Below are 16508 nucleotides of genomic sequence, written 5' to 3' on the forward strand. Positions count from 1 at the left end.
GGCGGCTTCCTCTGAAACCTATCGGTCGTGTTCCGTGGGCGGGCATTCGGGCACCGACAGTGGCACGCGGGGCGCGCTGTCGGATCCCTACAGAACGGCACCGCGCGGGAGAGCCAAACCTGTGGTCCCCGACCCCGTGCACGCGACATGATCGGAGCCGACAGGCGACGACAGCAGGGAGACCTCGGTGCCTCATACCATCGACGAAGCCTTCACGGCACTTCCCCTACGCGCCCTGGCCGACGCCGCGCTCGCACGCGCGCGGGCACTGGGGGCGGACCACGCCGACTTCCGGCTGGAGCGGGTGCGCAGTGCCTCCTGGCGGCTGCGGGACGGCAGACCGTCCGGGTCGTCGGACACGACGGACCTGGGGTACGCGGTACGGGTCGTGCACGGCGGGACCTGGGGGTTCGCGTCAGGGGTGGATCTGACCATGGACGCCGCCGCGCGGGTCGCCTCGCAGGCGGTCGCGATGGCGAAGCTCTCCGCGCAGGTGATCAAGGCGGCCGGTTCGGACGAGCGGGTGGAACTGGCGGACGAGCCCGTGCACACGGACCGGACCTGGATCTCGTCGTACGAGATCGATCCGTTCACCGTGCCCGACGAGGAGAAGTCGGCGCTGCTCGGCGAGTGGAGCGGGCGGCTGCTGGCGGCGGACGGGGTCGACCACGTCGACGCCTCGCTGCTCACCGTGCACGAGAACAAGTTCTACGCGGACACGGCCGGGACCGTGACGACCCAGCAGCGGGTGCGGCTGCATCCGCAGCTGACGGCGGTGTCGGTGGACGACTCCAGCGGCGAGTTCGACTCCATGCGCACGATCGCGCCGCCGGTGGGGCGCGGCTGGGAGTATCTGACGGGCACCGGCTGGGACTGGGACGACGAACTCGCCCGGATCCCCGGACTGCTCGCCGAGAAGATGCGGGCGCCGAGCGTCGAGCCGGGGTCGTACGACCTCGTCGTCGACCCGTCGAACCTGTGGCTGACGATCCACGAGTCCATCGGCCACGCCACCGAACTGGACCGCGCGCTCGGCTACGAGGCGGCCTACGCCGGCACCTCCTTCGCCACCTTCGACCAGCTCGGCAAGTTGCGGTACGGCTCCGAGCTGATGAACGTCACCGGTGACCGCACCGCCGAGCACGGCCTCGCGACCATCGGGTACGACGACGAGGGCGTCGCGGGCCAGTCCTGGGACCTGGTGAAGGACGGCACGCTGGTCGGCTACCAGCTGGACCGGCGGATCGCCCGGCTCACCGGCTTCGAGCGCTCCAACGGATGCGCCTACGCCGACTCCCCCGGCCATGTGCCGGTGCAGCGGATGGCCAACGTGTCGCTCCAGCCGGACCCTGCGGGGCTGTCGACGGAGGACCTCGTCGGGAGCGTGGACCGGGGCATCTACGTCGTCGGGGACCGGTCGTGGTCGATCGACATGCAGCGCTACAACTTCCAGTTCACCGGCCAGCGCTTCTTCCGGATCGAGAACGGGCGGATCACCGGCCAGCTCAAGGACGTCGCCTACCAGGCGACCACCACCGACTTCTGGGGCTCCATGGCGGCGGTCGGCGGCCCGCAGACCTACGTCCTGGGCGGCGCCTTCAACTGCGGCAAGGCCCAGCCGGGCCAGGTCGCGTCGGTCTCCCACGGCTGCCCGTCCGCGCTCTTCAAGGGCGTCAACATCCTCAACACCACGCAGGAGGCGGGTCGATGAGCACGGCTGTGAAGGTCGGCCGGGGGTCCGGGGGTCGTCCCCCGGGCAGGCACAGTCTCAACACCACGCAGGAGGCGGGTCGATGAGCACGGCTGTGAAGGTCGGCCGGGGGTCCGGGGGGCGCCCCCCGGGCAGGCACAGTCTCAACACCACGCAGGAGGCCGGGCGATGAGCGCCGCTGTGAGCAAGCCGTACGAGATCGTCGAGCGGGCCCTCGAGCTGTCGCGTGCCGACGGGTGTGTGGTGATCGCCGACGAGCACTCGACCGCCAATCTGCGCTGGGCGGGCAACGCGCTCACGACGAACGGCGTCACGCGCGGACGCACGTTGACCGTCGTGGCGACCGTGAACGGCAAGGAGGGCACCGCCTCCGGCGTGGTCTCGCGGTCCGCGGTGACGCGGGACGAGCTGGAGCCGCTGGTGCGGGCCGCCGAGGCCGCCGCGCGGGGCGCCGGACCCGCGGAAGACGCGCAGCCGCTGGTCACGGACGTACCGGCGAGCCCGGACTTCACGGACGCGCCGACCGAGACCTCCTCTGCGGTGTTCGCCGACTTCGCGCCCGCGCTGGGCGAGGCGTTCGCACGCGCGCGTGCCGGCGGCCGTGAGCTGTACGGCTTCGCCAACCACGAGCTGGTCTCGACGTACGTCGGTACGTCGACGGGGCTGCGGCTCCGGCACGACCAGCCCACCGGCACGCTGGAGCTGAACGCCAAGTCGCCGGACCGTACCCGCTCCGCGTGGGCCGGGCGCTCCACGCGGGACTTCAAGGACGTCGACCCGGCGGCGCTCGACGCGGAGCTGGCCGTACGTCTGGGCTGGGCCGAGCGGCGCGTCGAGCTGCCCGCCGGGCGGTACGAGACGCTGCTGCCGCCGACCGCGGTGGCGGACCTGCTGATCTACCAGCTGTGGTCGGCGTCGGGCCGGGACGCGGCCGAGGGCCGGACGGTGTTCTCCAAGCCGGGCGGCACGCGCGTGGGCGACCGGCTCAGCGAGCTGCCGCTGACCCTGCGCAGCGACCCGAACGAGCCGGGTCTGGAGAGCGCGCCGTTCGTCATCGCGCACTCCTCCGGCGGCGACCAGTCGGTGTTCGACAACGGGCTGCCGCTCACCGCGACCGAGTGGGTGCGCGAGGGCGAGCTGCGGAACCTGACCACCAGCCGGCACAGCGCCGGGCTGACCGGTCTTCCGGTGGCGCCGAACATCGGCAACCTGGTCCTGGACGGCGGCTCGGACCGCTCCCTGGACGAGATGGTCGCCGCCACCGAGCGCGGGCTGCTGCTGACCTGCCTCTGGTACATCCGCGAGGTCGACCCGGCCACGCTGCTGCTCACCGGGCTGACCCGGGACGGCGTGTACCTGGTGGAGAACGGCGAGGTCACCGGCGAGGTGAACAACTTCCGGTTCAACGAGTCGCCGGTCGGGCTGCTGGGCCGGGCCGTCGAGGCGGGGCGTACGGAGAAGACGCTGCCCAGGGAGTGGAGCGACTGGTTCACCAGGGCCGCGATGCCCGCGCTGCGGGTGCCGGACTTCAATATGAGCTCTGTCAGTCCCGGCGTATAACCTCGTAGGCGTTCGGAGTCGGGTGTCGTCGGACGCCCGAAGATCATTCAAGGAGACGCGAGAACCGTGACGGACATCGTCGACGAGCTGAAGTGGCGCGGGCTGTTCGCCCAGTCCACTGATGAGGACGCTTTGCGCAAGGCGCTCGCGGACGGCCCCGTCACGTTCTATTGCGGCTTCGACCCGACGGCGGCCAGTCTGCACGTCGGCCACCTGGTGCAGGTGCTCACCATGCGCCGGCTCCAGCAGGCGGGGCTGCGTCCGCTCGCCCTGGTGGGCGGGGCGACCGGGCAGATCGGCGACCCGCGCCCCACGGCGGAGCGCACGCTGAACGATCCGGAGACGGTGGCCGCCTGGGTGACCCGGCTGCGCACCCAGATCGAGCCGTTCCTGTCCTTCGAGGGCGAGAACGCCGCGGTGATGGTGAACAACCTGGACTGGACGGCCGGGCTGTCCGCCATCGAGTTCCTGCGGGACATCGGCAAGCACTTCCGCGTCAACAAGATGCTGACCAAGGACTCGGTCGCGCGCCGGCTGGAGTCCGAGGAGGGCATCAGCTACACCGAGTTCAGCTACCAGCTGCTCCAGGGCATGGACTTCCTGGAGCTGTACCGCCGGCACGGCTGCACGCTCCAGCAGGGCGGCAGCGACCAGTGGGGCAACCTCACCGCGGGTCTGGACCTGATCCACCGTCTTGAGCCGCACGCCGAGGTGCACGCGCTGGCGACGCCGCTGATGACGAAGGCGGACGGCACCAAGTTCGGCAAGACGGAGGGTGGTGCCGTCTGGCTGGACCCGGAGATGACCACGCCGTACGCGTTCTACCAGTTCTGGTTGAACGTGGATGACCGGGACGTCTCGACATACCTGCGGATCCTGTCCTTCAGGTCGCGCGCGGAGCTGGAGGAGCTGGAGGAGCAGACCCGGGAGCGGCCGCAGGCGCGGGCTGCTCAGCGGGCGCTGGCCGAGGAGCTGACGACGCTGGTGCACGGCGCGGACCAGACGGCCGCGGTGATCGCCGCGAGTCGGGCGCTGTTCGGACAGGGGGAGCTGGGGGACCTCGACGAGCGGACGCTGACGGCGGCGCTGTCCGAGGTGCCGCACATCCAGGTCGGTGAACTGGCTCCGGTCGTCGACCTGTTCGCGGAGGTCGGGCTTGTCGCCAGCAAGTCCGCCGCGCGACGGACGGTGAAGGAGGGTGGGGCCTACGTGAACAACGTGAAGGTCGCCGCCGAGGATGCCGTGCCGGCCGTGGGGGACTTGCTGCACGGGCGGTGGCTGGTGTTGCGGCGGGGGAAGAAGAGTCTTGCGGCAGTGGATGTGACGGGCGGCTAGCCGCCGTTGGCCGCGGGGTCGTATCCGGGTGCGGGGTCGTACGCCGGGTGCAGGGTCGTACGCCGGGTGCGGGTGCGTGGTGGCTTGTCGCGCCCCGCGGCGGAGCCGCTGATCGATACAGCCCCCCGCCCCTGAGCGGCGTTGCCGTCAGGGGCGGTGGGATGTGCCGTGCCTGTCAGGTGCGCTGTGCCTTGCGTTTGCCCAGCGTTGCCGCGTAGAGCATGTCTCCCAGGAAGACGATGATGATCGCGGCGACCAGCTGGAAGGCGTGGCGGCTCCAGTCGATGCCGGAGGTCTCGTCCACTCCCACGCCCCGGGCGATCGCGTTGCCTGCGATCGCGCCGAGCATGCCGAAGATCGTCGTCAGCCACAGGGGGCTGTGCTGCTTGCCGGGAATGATCGCCTTGGCGATCAGCCCGAGCACGAATCCCACGATGATGGCCCACAACCAGCCCATGGCTGCCTCCTGATACGGCTCGTCCGAGCAATACGGCAAGTCTCGGCCGGTCCGCCGTACGGCGCATGTCGGGCTCGCCCGTACGTGGTACGGCTGAGACCGTTCACGCAGGCCGCAGGGTGACCCGGTCTCGAATGCGGCGGAGGCGCGGCGTAACGTGGAGGCTGTCCGGATCCGGGTTCCGACCTGGTGCGGGCCGGTTCGGGCCGGGTCGAGTCCCATGCGGGCGGGGTGGTGGAGTGTGATGCGGAAGCAGCGCGACGGTGGTGGCGCCCAGGTGTTCCGGATCACCGGAGCCCGTCAGGGACTCCAGGACGACGTCCGCGGCAGACAGCGCCGGTATGTCATCTCGATGTCGGTCCGTACCGTCGCGGTGGTCATGGCGGCGGTGCTCTGGAACGTCGAACGGCACGTCGCCATCGTGGCGTTGGTGCTCGGCACGATCCTCCCGTACATCTCCGTGGTGATCGCGAACGCCGGCCGGGAGAACGCGCCGGGGCTGCCGTCGACGTTCGTGACCGTGCAGCCCAGGCCGATGATCGCGCCGCCGCGGGCGGACAACGACGGCTTCGCGGAATCCGTGACGGACGACGAGACGGCCGGTCCGGGCGAGCGACGGGCCTGAACGAGCAGGTTTCCGGGCCGGGTAAAAGCTCAGATCAATCATGTTGTTCCGGTGCCGGGCGACCGGTGACCCGTGACATACTTCGTACGCGCTCCGCATCCCCCGTCGGAGCGACGGACCGACGCCGGGCAGCTCCCCCCGTGGCTGCTCGGCGTCGCCTTTTGCGCCATGTGATTCCCGTGCCGTGGCCGGGTTAGGGTCGAGCGGTGAACGTCCTTCCGACCCCTGATCCCGTGTCGCCGATCTGCTCGGCGAAGGGCTGCCGCACGCCCGCCGAGTGGGTGCTGGCGTGGAACAACCCGAAGCTGCACACGCCGGAGCGGCGCAAGACCTGGCTGGCGTGCGAGGAACACCGCGAGCATCTGTCGCAGTTCCTCGGCGTGCGGGGCTTCCTGAAGGACGTGGTGCGCTTCGAGGAGTGGGACGGCCCGGCGACGCCCTGAAGTCAGCCGCCGATCGCGGACATCGGCCGGTCCGGCTGGATGAACGACGGGTCGTCCAGGCCCGCTCCGGCCTTCTTGCCCCACATCGCCTCGCGCCAGATCCTGGCGATCTCCTCGTCCGGGGCGTCGGAGCGCAGGGCGGCTCGCAGATCGGTCTCCTCGCGCGCGAACAGGCAGGTGCGGACCTGGCCGTCGGCGGTGAGGCGGGTGCGGTCGCAGGCGGCGCAGAACGGACGGGTGACGGAGGCGATGACGCCCACGCTGTGCGGTCCTCCGTCGACCAGCCAGCGCTCGGCCGGGGCGGAGCCGCGGGCCTGCTCGCCCTCGGCGGTGAGGTCGAATCGGGTGCGCAGGGAGGTCAGGATGTCGCCGGCGGTGATCATGCCGTCGCGCTTCCAGCCGTGCTGGGCGTCCAGGGGCATCTGCTCGATGAAGCGCAGTTCGTAGTCGTGCTCCACGGCCCAGGCGAGGAGGTCGGGTGCCTCGTCGTCGTTGAGCCCCGGCATCAGGACGGAGTTGACCTTGACCGGGGTCAGTCCGGCCTCACGGGCCGCGTACAGGCCCTCGATGACGTCCTTGTGGCGGTCGCGGCGGGTGAGCGTCTTGAAGACGTCGGGGCGCAGGGTGTCGAGGGAGACGTTGACCCGGTCCAGGCCGGCGGCCTTCAGGGCGGCGGCGGTGCGCTTGAGACCGATGCCGTTGGTGGTCAGGGACATCTGGGGGCGCGGGGCGAGGGCCGCGACGCGCTCGACGATGCCGACCAGGCCGGGGCGGAGCAGGGGCTCACCGCCGGTGAAGCGGACCTCTTCTATACCGAGGGAGGTGACCGCGATGTCGATCAGGCGGACTATCTCGTCGTCCGTGAGCAGATCGGGCTTGGCGAGCCACTGCAAGCCCTCCTCGGGCATGCAGTACGTACAGCGCAGATTGCAGCGGTCGGTGAGCGAGACCCTCAGGTCGGTGGCCACTCGGCCGTAGGTGTCGATGAGCACGTGGGCCCCCTCCCTCGTAGCGGATCAGCCGATTGCATACTTTCCGACAACTGCGAGCCTACGTGACCGGACCGACAACGCGGGGGGCCTGATCCGACAAGGCACGCGGCGGCCGCGTCGTAGATCTCTACGATCACGACGCGGCCGCCCCGGGAACCCTTTGCTCAGTGGGCTCCGGTACCGGTCATGGACCGGACCTCGAGCTCGGCGAACTTGTCCTTGTCGGCCTCCTCCTTCGACAGCAGCGTGCCGAGGATGCCGAGCAGGAAGCCGACCGGGATCGAGATGATGCCCGGGTTCTCCAGCGGGAACCAGTGGAAGTCGACGTCGGGGAACATCGACGTGGCCTTGCCGGAGACGACCGGCGAGAACAGCACCAGGCCGACCGCCGAGACCAGACCGCCGTAGATCGACCACAGGGCGCCCTGGGTGGTGAACCGCTTCCAGAAGAGGCTGTAGAGGATCGTCGGCAGGTTGGCCGAGGCGGCGACGGCGAAGGCGAGGGCGACCAGGCCGGCGACGTTGAGGTCGCGGGCGAGGGCGCCGAGCAGGATGGACACCGCGCCGATGCCGACGGTCGCCCAGCGGGCGGCGCCGAGCTCCTGCTTCTCGGTGGCCTTGCCGCGCTTGATGACGTTGGCGTAGATGTCGTGCGCGAACGACGACGACGAGGCCAGGGTGAGGCCGGCGACGACCGCAAGGATCGTGGCGAAGGCGACCGCGGAGATGGTGGCGAGCAGGATCGCGCCCCAGTTGGAGTCGACGCCGCCGAGATGGAGGGCGAGCAGCGGTGCCGCCGTGTTGCCCGCCTTGTTGGACTCGGTGATCTCCTCGGGAGTGATCAGTGCCGCGGCGCCGAAGCCGAGCGCGAGGGTCATCAGGTAGAAGGCGCCGATGAGGCCGATCGCCCAGATCACGGACTTACGGGCGGCCTGGGCCGTCGGGACCGTGTAGAAGCGGATCAGGATGTGCGGCAGTCCGGCGGTGCCGAGGACCAGGGCGATGCCGAGGGAGAGGAAGTCGAGCTTGCTCGTCTCGGTGGCGCCGTACCGCAGGCCCGGCTCCAGGAAGGCCGCGCCCTTGCCGCTCTGGTCGGCGGCCGTGCCGAGCAGGTCGGAGATGTTGAAGTCGAACTTCAGCAGCACCAGGAAGGTCAGCAGCAGCGCGCCGGTCATCAGCAGCACGGCCTTGACCATCTGCACCCAGGTCGTGCCCTTCATGCCGCCGATGGTGACGTACACGATCATCAGTACGCCGACCAGCGCGACGATGCCGATCTTGCCGCCGTCGCTGGTGATGCCGAGCAGCAGGGAGACCAGGACACCGGCGCCGGCCATCTGGGCCAGCAGGTAGAAGATCGACACGACGATCGTCGAGGTGCCGGCGGCCGTACGGACCGGGCGCTGGCGCATCCGGTAGGCGAGGACGTCGCCCATCGTGTAGCGGCCGGAGTTGCGCAGCGGTTCGGCGACCAGGAGCAGTGCGACCAGCCAGGCCACCAGGAAGCCGATGGAGTACAGGAAGCCGTCGTAGCCGAAGAGCGCGATGGCGCCCGCGATGCCGAGGAAGGACGCGGCGGACATGTAGTCGCCGGCGACGGCGAGGCCGTTCTGGAAGCCGGTGAACTGGCGGCCGCCCGCGTAGAAGTCGGCGGCGTCCTTGGTCTGCCGGCCCGCCCACACGGTGATCACCAGGGTCGCGACGACAAACAGTGCGAACAGGCTGATGATCAGCGTCCGGTGCTCGCTCGCCTCGCCGGCCGCGAGTGTGATCTGTCCGGCCTGCGTGATTGCGGGGCTCATTCGCCGCCCTCCATCCGGGACTTGATCGCCTTTGCCTTGGGGTCGAACCGGGTCGCGGCGACCCGCGCGTACCACCAGGCGATCAGGAAGGTGGTGAGGAACTGGGCGAGGCCCAGGATCATGGCGACGTTGATGTTGCCGAACAGCTTGGTGCCCATGAAGTCGCCCGCGTAGTTCGACAGCAGGACGTACAGCAGGTACCAGGCGATGAACGCGATGGTGAGCGGGAAGGCGAAGGAGCGGTAGGAACGGCGCAGTTCACCGAATTCCGCGCTCTGCTGCACCTCGACGAACTCCTCGGTGGACGGGAGCCGGTGTTCTGGGTTCGAGGGTGGCGGTGTCTCGGTGGCCACGGAGTCTCCTCGCTGTGCGGTGCCGACGGGTGTCGGGAGGCGGTCGGGGATCGGGGACGGTCGGGGTACGGGCATTGCGGTGGTGACCTCTTGCTGACGCGAATCCCGCGAACCGGCCGGCGGCGTGCCGGGCCGGGCGCGTGATCCGGCGGGGGGAGCTCGATCGTGCTCGTGCTCCCTGTCCAACGTCACGGCGCCACGCGAGGACCGGTTCAACCGCCACGACTTCTTTCGCATCTCGTCGTCCGAACTGGCCGCCGGTCATTGCTGGCCAGCGAGTTCGGGAGATAGCTTCAGCGGTGCACTGCCCGTCATGTACCTGCCCGAGCACTACCTGTGCTTCGGGCGGCTTCGTTTCCGGATGATGTGGAGACCCCATGGCTCATCTGCCTTCCAGACGCCGGCTCGCGCTCGCCGTGCCCGTCGTACTGTCATTGACCGCCTCGCTCGGCTTCCTGCCCGTGAGCGCCACGGCGGCCCCCCGCGCGGAGGCCGGCGTCCGGGCGACGCAGGAGGCGCCGAACCTGGCGTACGTGGTCAACACCAGGACGGACCGGCGGACCATCGAGTCGGTGAAGAAGGCGATCGCGGCGGCCGACGGCACCGTCGTGGCCACGTACGCGAAGATCGGTGTGATCGTCGTCCACTCGGCGAACCCCGACTTCGGCCCGCAGGTCCGCAAGGCGCGCGGTGTCCAGTCCGCGGGCGCCACCCGCACCACGCCGCTGGTCGCCGCGGGCACCACCGACGAGGGCGCGGCCGACTACCTGACGGCCGCCGAGGCCGCGAAGGTGAAGGCGGCGGCCACCCCGGGCAGCGAGCCCCTCGAGGCCGACCAGTGGGACCTGCGCGCGATCGGCGCCGACAAGGCCGCGCGGATCAACCCCGGCAGCTCGAAGGTGACCGTCGCGGTCATCGACACCGGTGTGGACGACACCCACCCGGACCTCGCGCCGAACTTCTCCAAGTCGCAGTCCGCCAACTGTGTGGGCGGCGTGGCCGACACCAGCGCGGGCGCCTGGCGGCCGTACACCGCGGACGACTACCACGGCACGCACGTCGCCGGTGAGATAGCCGCGGCCCGCAACGGCATAGGCGTCGCCGGGGTGGCTCCCGGCGTGAAGGTGTCCGGCATCAAGGTGAGCGACCCGGACAACGGGCTGTTCTACCCGGAGAGCGTCGTCTGCGCGTTCGTCTTCGCGGCCGACCACGGTGTCGAGATAACGAACAACAGCTACTACGTGGACCCGTGGCTCTACAACTGCGTCGACGACCCCGACCAGAAGGCGATCGTCGACGCGGTCAACCGGGCCCAGCTGTACGCCCAGAAGAAGGGCACGCTGAACCTGGCGTCGGCCGGCAACTCCAACCACGACCTCGACTCCGACGCGATCGTGGACGCCTCCAGCCCCGACGACTCCACGCCGGTCGAGCGCACCATCGACCCGCACGAGTGCTTCGACGTACCGACCCAGCTGCCGGGTGTGGTCACGGTCAGCGCGACCGGGGTGCAGAACCTGAAGTCGTACTACTCGACGTACGGCGAGGGTGTCATCGACGTGGCGGCGCCCGGCGGCGACGGCCGCTACCAGATCCCGGACACGCCGTCGAAGAACGGCCGCATCCTGTCCACCATGCCGAACAACGGCTACGCCTTCCTCCAGGGCACCTCGATGGCCTCGCCGCACGCCGCGGGCGTCGCCGCGCTGCTGAAGTCCGAGCACCCGAAGGCGTCCCCGGCGCAGCTCCAGCGGCTGCTCAAGTCCCAGGCCACCGACACGGCCTGCCCGGACTCCTACGACCAGGACGGCAACGGCACCCAGGACGCGGTCTGCGAGGGCGGCAAGCGCTCCAACGGCTTCTACGGGTCCGGCATCGTCGACGCGCTGCGCGCGGTCAAGTAGCACGTCCCTGGGGCGCGGCTCCGCCGAACCGGGGCCGCGCCACCCGCGTTTCCCGCACGATCCGCTCGTGCCACCAACGAAGTGGAGACACTCTCACCATGACAGCGCCTCACCTGCGTCACCGTCGTGCGCTGGCGATCCCGGTCGGGATGGCCATGGCGACGGCCCTGCTCGTGCTGCCGAACGCGACCGCGTCCGCCGCCGAGCCCCTCGAAGCGGTCACGGCCGACGCGACCTCGCTGAGCTACGTCGTCAACGTCAGCCCCGGCCGCGGTTCGTCGTCGCACGTGAAGAAGGCCATCGAGAAGGCCGGCGGCACGATCGTCGAGTCGTACGACCAGATCGGTGTGATCGTGGTGCACTCGGCGAACGCCGACTTCGCCAAGACGATCCGCAAGGTACGGGGGGTGCAGTCGGCGGGTTCGACACGCACCGCGCCGCTGCCCGCGCAGTCCACGACCGACGTCGGCACGCCGAAGGTGCTGTCGGCCGAGGACGTGGCGGACGTGCAGGCCGTGGCCGGCGAGGACCCGCTCCAGCCGTTGCAGTGGGACCTGCCGGCCATCAAGGCCGACAAGGCGCACGAGAAGTCGCTGGGCAGCAGCAAGGTGACCGTCGCCGTGATCGACACCGGCGTCGACGACACCCACCCCGACATCGCCCCGAACTTCGACCGCAAGGCGTCCGTCAACTGTGTGACGGGCAAGCCGGACACCACCGACGGCGCCTGGCGGCCGAGCGCGGCGGAGAGCCCGCACGGCACCCACGTGGCCGGTGAGATCGCGGCGGCGAAGAACGGCATCGGCATGACGGGTGTCGCGCCGGGTGTGAAGGTCTCCGGCATCAAGGTGTCGACGACCGCCGGCTTCTTCTACACGGAGGCCGTCGTCTGCGGCTTCGTGTGGGCGGCCGAGCACGGCGTCGACGTGACGAACAACAGCTATTACACCGACCCCTGGTACTTCAACTGCAAGAACGACCCGGACCAGAAGGCGCTCGTGGAGGCCATCACCCGGGCGTCGAAGTACGCGGAGAAGAAGGGCGCGGTCAACGTCGCCGCGGCCGGCAACGAGAACTACGACCTCTCCGCCGACGAGATCACCGACCCGGTCTCGCCCAACGACTCCACGCCCTCGGACCGGGTGATCGACCCGTCCGAGTGCCTCGACATACCGACCCAGCTGCCGGGTGTCGTCACGGTCGCCTCGACCGGCGCCAAGAACCTCAAGTCGTCCTTCTCCAACCACGGTCTGGGCGTGGTCGACATCGCCGCGCCCGGCGGCGACTCGACGGCCTACCAGACCCCGGCCCCGCCGGCCACCAGCGGTCTGATCCTGGGCACGCTGCCCGGCGGCAGGTGGGGTTACATGGCCGGTACGTCGATGGCGTCGCCGCATGTCGCGGGTGTCGCCGCGCTCATCAAGTCGACGCACCCGTGGGCCCCGCCGGCGCTGGTGAAGGCGCTGCTGTACGCGCAGGCCGACGCCACGGCGTGCACCAACCCGTACGACATCAACGGCGACGGCAAGGTCGACGCGGTGTGCGAGGGCTCGAAGAACCGCAACGGCTTCTACGGCTGGGGCACCGCGGACGCCCTGGACGCGGTCACCAAGTAGCGGTCGGCACACAGCAGTCGGCGGGTGGCACCCGCCAAGTAGCACGCCGAGGGCCGGACGGTACGCCGTCCGGCCCTTTGCGCGCGGTGCCGGGGGTCGCGACGGCACGCTGTGGGGGTGGGCAACCGGACTTGCCCTGCTGTGCGCGGCTGGTGAAGATCCTGAGGTGACCTTGATACGACCCACCGCCGAGACCTCCGGGACGGGCGGCTCCGAGGAGCGGCGTCGCGGGACGGGCCGGGCCGTCGCCGTTCTCCTCCTGGTGACGGCGGGCGCGCTGATCCCGCTGCTCGGCCCGTCCGCCGCCCTGCACGGCACCGGCGAGGCGTCCGCTCCCGGCGCGGGCGGCATCGGGCTGCTGCGCACGGTGCTGTTCGCTGCGCTGTGCATACCCGTGGGCGAGTTGTTCGTGCACCGGCTCGTCCGGCGGCTGCCGGGTGCCCCGGGGCTCCGGCCGCGCAGCTGGTCGGCGTACGCGGCGATCGCGGGGTTTCTCGCGGCGCTGGGGCTGGCCTCGGTGGTGGCCACCGGCAATCTGGTGCCGGGCGGTCTCGACGAGATCGACGTGGGCGGCCTGTACGAGTCCCGCGACGGAAAGCTCGCCCTTCTTGAGGTCAACGCGTTCGCGCTGGCCGGCCTGTTCGTGCTGGCGGGCTCCCCGCGCGCACAGTGGTGGCCGCTGGCCGCGGTGGCCGTCGCGGAGGCCCTGCGCGCGCACCCCACGACCGAACACAGCCCGCTCGTCGGCTCGGCGCTGACGCTGGTTCACCTGGTGTGCGCGGCGCTGTGGGTGGGCGGCCTGCTGTACGCGCTGCGCGTCCTGCGGCTGTGGGGCGGTGGGTCCGCCCCGGGTGCGGCGCTGCTGGGTCTGTACGCGCGCGTGGCGGCCGTTCTGCTCGCCGCGATCACCGCGACCGGCATCTGGAGCACCCTGCGGCGGATGCCGCCCGAGACGGTGCTGGACCAGCTCACGGAGACGGCCTACGGGCGCGCGCTGCTCGCCAAGGTGCTGCTCGTCGCCACGGTCGCGGCGCTCGCGCTGTGGGCCCGGGTCCGGCTGCGCCGCGCGGCGGATCCCCTCACCGCGTACACGCCCGCGCGGGCCGAAGTCGTGGCGCTGGGTGCGGTGATGGCGGTGTCGGGACTGCTGACGGCTGTGCCGGTACCGATCCGCTGGTAGGGCCTGGGGGTGGGTCGTGCCGATCGGTGAGTCCCTGCCGATCGGTCTTACGGGTGAGTCCTGCCGGTCGGTCCCGCTGGTGGGCCCTCGCTCACCCGGCCGCCGCGCTCACCCGGCCGCCGTGCGCACCGCGTCCGGTTCGGCCGTGCGCGCCGCCGCGGCCGACACACCCCGCGTCAGCAGCACCTGCGCGGCGATGTACGTCAGCATGATCCAGAAGTCCGGCCGGGGCGGCTGCGGCCAGTCGGCGACGTCGGTGGCGATGAGGGTGTCGGAGAGCAGGAAGAGCGCGCCGCCGAGGCCCGCGACGAGGCCGGCGCGGGTGGCCGCGGACCAGGCCATGGCCGTCAGCAGGGCGCTGTAGCAGGCGACCGGAACGCGGAGGTCGGCGGGCAGGTCGGGCCAGAGCAGGGCGACGGTGACCACGAGGGCGATCGCGTAGCCGGGGAGGAGCAGCGCGGCACGCGCGCGTGGAGGGCCGTTTCGCCGGAACAGCACGATGTAGCTCACGTGTCCGGCCGCGAAGGAGGCCATCCCGGCGAGGAACGCGGGCTCGGCGCCGGACAGCAGCAGGACGTCGCCGCCCCAGCCGAACAGCAGGGCGACGACCAGCAGCCGGGGCGCGCCGCGCAGCGCGGCCCAGGCGGCGAGCAGCGGCATGAGAAGCGGCTTGGTGGCCATGTGCCCGGCCTCGGACCCGGCCGCCAGGGAGCCGAGGTCGACGACGGCCGCGAGCGCGAGGAGCGCGGGCAGGAGCCGCCGCAGGGACGCTCTTTGGTCGGTCCGGGGTGTCACGCGGACACGGTCTCTTCGGCGGGTGTCCCGGTCCGCCGTGCCGCCGGCTGCCAGCCCGGCCCGCCGAACACCCGCCCGGCGCGCTCGCGCCAACTGCGGGCCGCCCTGAGGTCCCTGGCGATGGCGACGTACTCGTGGGTGGCCACCTTGACCGGGTTGTACGTGTTGATGTTCTTGGTGAGCCCGTAGACCGGCCGGTCGGTCTCGGCGACGAACGAGCGGAACACCCGGTCCCAGACGATGAGGATGCCGCCGAAGTTGCGGTCGAGATAGCCGCCCTGGGAGGCATGGTGGACGCGGTGGTGGGAGGGCGTGTTGAAGACGTACTCGAACCAGCGCGGCATCCTGTCGATCCGCTCGGTGTGGATCCAGAACTGGTAGACGAGGTTCGCCGAGGAACAGAACGCCAGCGCCGCCGGATGCACACCCAGCGCGATCAGGGGGAGGTAGAACGGCCAGACGGTCAGTGAGGTCCAGGGCTGGCGCAGTGCGGTCGTGAGGTTGAACTTCTTGCTGGAGTGGTGGACGACGTGGCAGGCCCACAGGATGCGGATGACGTGGTGTCCGCGGTGGGACCAGTAGTAGAAGAAGTCCTGCCCGAGCAGGAGCAGCGGGATCGTCCACCACAGCACCGGCACGCGCAGGGGCGTCAGTTCGTAGACCGCCGTGTAGATCGCGACGATCGGGATCTTCCACAGCAGGTCGAAGACCAGACTGCCGAGCCCCATGGAGAGGCTGGTCGCGGTGTCCTTCGTCTCGTAGCCCGCGGCGTCGTCGTCGGGGTGGATGCGCACGCTGATCATCTCGATCACGGCGAGCAGCACAAAGGCGGGTATCGACCACAGCACGACATCGGGCAGGTTCGGCATGCAGGAACCGTAGAGCGGCGAACGGCCCGGGGCTAGACGTTGTTACCGACAAGTATTACCGGCGGTACGAGGAGATTTGTTGGTGATCTCCACCAATGGACCCCTCACACACCGGCCACACCGAGCAGTGTTCCGGCCACATAGGTCACGCCCATCGCCAGCACCCCTCCCCCGGCGTTCCGCAGCACCGCCCGCCCCGGGGCGGCCGCGCCGAGCCGTGCGCTGCTCCACCCGGTGAGGACCAGCGCGGCCAGTACCGAGACCACGGTGACCGGCAGCCGCCAGCCGGCCGGCGGCAGCACGATCGCGAGCAGCGGCAGCAGCGCGCCCACCGTGAAGGAGAGAAAGCTCGCCCAGGCGGCGTGCCAGGGGTTGGTGAGCCGGTCGGGGTCGATACCGAGCTCCACGCGCGCGTGCGCCCTGAGCGCGTCGCGCCGTGTCAGCTGGACGGCGGCCTCGCGCGCGACGTGCCGGGACAGCCCGCGCTCCTCCAGCAGCTCGGTCAGCTCCTCCAGTTCGGCCTCCGGCTGCTCGCGCAACTCCCGCTTCTCCAGGGCGATCGCGGCCTTCTCGGAGTCGCGCTGTGTCGACACCGACACGTACTCCCCCGCCGCCATCGACAGGGATCCCGCGAGCAGTCCGGCCAGTCCCGCGGTGAGCAGGGCCGAGCGGTCGCCGGTGGCGCCGGCCACCCCGACGACGAGTCCGGCGGTCGACACGATGCCGTCGTTGGCGCCGAGCACCGCCGCGCGCAGCCAGTTCAGCCGCTCGCCGAGCGCGTCGCCGTGGGGCTCGTGGTGCGTTGCTTCCGTCACACCGCGAGGATGGCACCCGGGGCACGGCGGTCGGCGTACCGACTCGTCGGA

15 protein-coding genes are annotated in these 16508 nt (G+C 70.7%); 8 read left to right on the forward strand and 7 right to left on the reverse strand.

The annotated features are described in order from the left end of the window. Positions 1–187: 187 nt before the first annotated feature. The 3 genes from ACIQAC_RS38870 (at position 188) to tyrS (ending at position 4606) form a co-directional block, all read left to right on the forward strand. Positions 188–1711 carry a TldD/PmbA family protein gene (locus tag ACIQAC_RS38870; RefSeq protein ID WP_402200095.1) on the forward strand — a complete coding sequence of 508 codons (1524 nt, stop codon included), beginning with the start codon at positions 188–190 and terminating at the stop codon, positions 1709–1711. Positions 1712–1879: 168 nt separating this feature from the next. Beyond that, positions 1880–3271, forward strand: a complete 1392-nt coding sequence (locus tag ACIQAC_RS38875) for a metallopeptidase TldD-related protein (protein WP_402200098.1) — start codon at positions 1880–1882, stop codon at positions 3269–3271. 66 nt (positions 3272–3337) lie between these two features. Further along, complete coding sequence (gene tyrS / locus ACIQAC_RS38880; protein ID WP_402200101.1) at positions 3338–4606, forward strand: tyrosine--tRNA ligase; 1269 nt, start codon at positions 3338–3340, stop codon at positions 4604–4606. 175 nt (positions 4607–4781) lie between these two features. Here tyrS and ACIQAC_RS38885 read toward each other — a convergent pair whose 3' ends face one another. Continuing rightward, the gene (locus tag ACIQAC_RS38885) at positions 4782–5063 is read right to left on the reverse strand and encodes a GlsB/YeaQ/YmgE family stress response membrane protein (protein WP_402200104.1); all 282 of its coding nucleotides are present in this window, start codon (positions 5061–5063) and stop codon (positions 4782–4784) included. Positions 5064–5307: 244 nt separating this feature from the next. Between ACIQAC_RS38885 and ACIQAC_RS38890 the strand changes: the two genes are divergently transcribed. Continuing rightward, entirely contained in the window at positions 5308–5688 is a 381-nt protein-coding gene (locus tag ACIQAC_RS38890; protein WP_402200107.1) for a DUF3099 domain-containing protein, read from the forward strand. Between the two features lie 206 nt (positions 5689–5894). Beyond that, positions 5895–6131: a hypothetical protein gene (locus ACIQAC_RS38895; protein ID WP_402200109.1), complete on the forward strand. Its 237-nt coding sequence runs from the start codon at positions 5895–5897 to the stop codon at positions 6129–6131. A 2-nt stretch (positions 6132–6133) separates the two neighbouring features. On the opposite strand, the gene moaA is transcribed toward ACIQAC_RS38895, so the two are convergent. From moaA to ACIQAC_RS38910, 3 genes are all read right to left on the reverse strand, one after another. Further along, positions 6134–7123, reverse strand: a complete 990-nt coding sequence (gene moaA / locus ACIQAC_RS38900; RefSeq protein ID WP_402200112.1) for a GTP 3',8-cyclase MoaA — start codon at positions 7121–7123, stop codon at positions 6134–6136. A gap of 164 nt (positions 7124–7287) precedes the next feature. Further along, on the reverse strand, positions 7288–8925 hold the full coding sequence (locus ACIQAC_RS38905) for a cation acetate symporter (RefSeq protein WP_402200113.1): 1638 nt from the start codon (positions 8923–8925) through the stop codon (positions 7288–7290). Then, positions 8922–9278 carry a DUF485 domain-containing protein gene (locus tag ACIQAC_RS38910; protein WP_402200115.1) on the reverse strand — a complete coding sequence of 119 codons (357 nt, stop codon included), beginning with the start codon at positions 9276–9278 and terminating at the stop codon, positions 8922–8924. Before ACIQAC_RS38910 ends, ACIQAC_RS38905 begins: the two co-directional genes overlap by 4 nt. A 377-nt stretch (positions 9279–9655) precedes the next feature. Here ACIQAC_RS38910 and ACIQAC_RS38915 point away from each other — a divergent pair, with 377 nt between their 5' ends. The 3 genes from ACIQAC_RS38915 (at position 9656) to ACIQAC_RS38925 (ending at position 13978) form a co-directional block, all read left to right on the forward strand. Then, a complete protein-coding gene (locus tag ACIQAC_RS38915; protein WP_402200116.1) occupies positions 9656–11182 on the forward strand; it encodes a S8 family peptidase in 1527 nt (508 codons plus the stop codon). Between the two features lie 98 nt (positions 11183–11280). Continuing rightward, positions 11281–12798 carry a S8 family peptidase gene (locus ACIQAC_RS38920; protein WP_402200119.1) on the forward strand — a complete coding sequence of 506 codons (1518 nt, stop codon included), beginning with the start codon at positions 11281–11283 and terminating at the stop codon, positions 12796–12798. A gap of 166 nt (positions 12799–12964) precedes the next feature. Then, positions 12965–13978, forward strand: a complete 1014-nt coding sequence (locus ACIQAC_RS38925) for a CopD family protein (protein ID WP_402200121.1) — start codon at positions 12965–12967, stop codon at positions 13976–13978. Between the two features lie 108 nt (positions 13979–14086). On the opposite strand, the gene ACIQAC_RS38930 is transcribed toward ACIQAC_RS38925, so the two are convergent. The 3 genes from ACIQAC_RS38930 to ACIQAC_RS38940 all read right to left on the reverse strand — a co-directional run bounded on the left by ACIQAC_RS38930 (position 14087) and on the right by ACIQAC_RS38940 (position 16457). After that, positions 14087–14773 (reverse strand): lysoplasmalogenase, encoded by a 687-nt coding sequence (locus tag ACIQAC_RS38930; RefSeq protein ID WP_402200124.1) that lies wholly within the window; start codon positions 14771–14773, stop codon positions 14087–14089. Continuing rightward, the gene (locus tag ACIQAC_RS38935) at positions 14770–15642 is read right to left on the reverse strand and encodes a sterol desaturase family protein (RefSeq protein ID WP_402200126.1); all 873 of its coding nucleotides are present in this window, start codon (positions 15640–15642) and stop codon (positions 14770–14772) included. Before ACIQAC_RS38935 ends, ACIQAC_RS38930 begins: the two co-directional genes overlap by 4 nt. 104 nt (positions 15643–15746) lie before the next feature. Beyond that, entirely contained in the window at positions 15747–16457 is a 711-nt protein-coding gene (locus ACIQAC_RS38940) for a VIT family protein (RefSeq protein WP_402200129.1), read from the reverse strand. Positions 16458–16508: the final 51 nt, after the last annotated feature.

Origin of the sequence: Streptomyces sp. NPDC088387, from assembly GCF_044753385.1 — a bacterium.
In the GTDB taxonomy this organism is placed as follows: Bacteria; Actinomycetota; Actinomycetes; order Streptomycetales; family Streptomycetaceae; genus Streptomyces.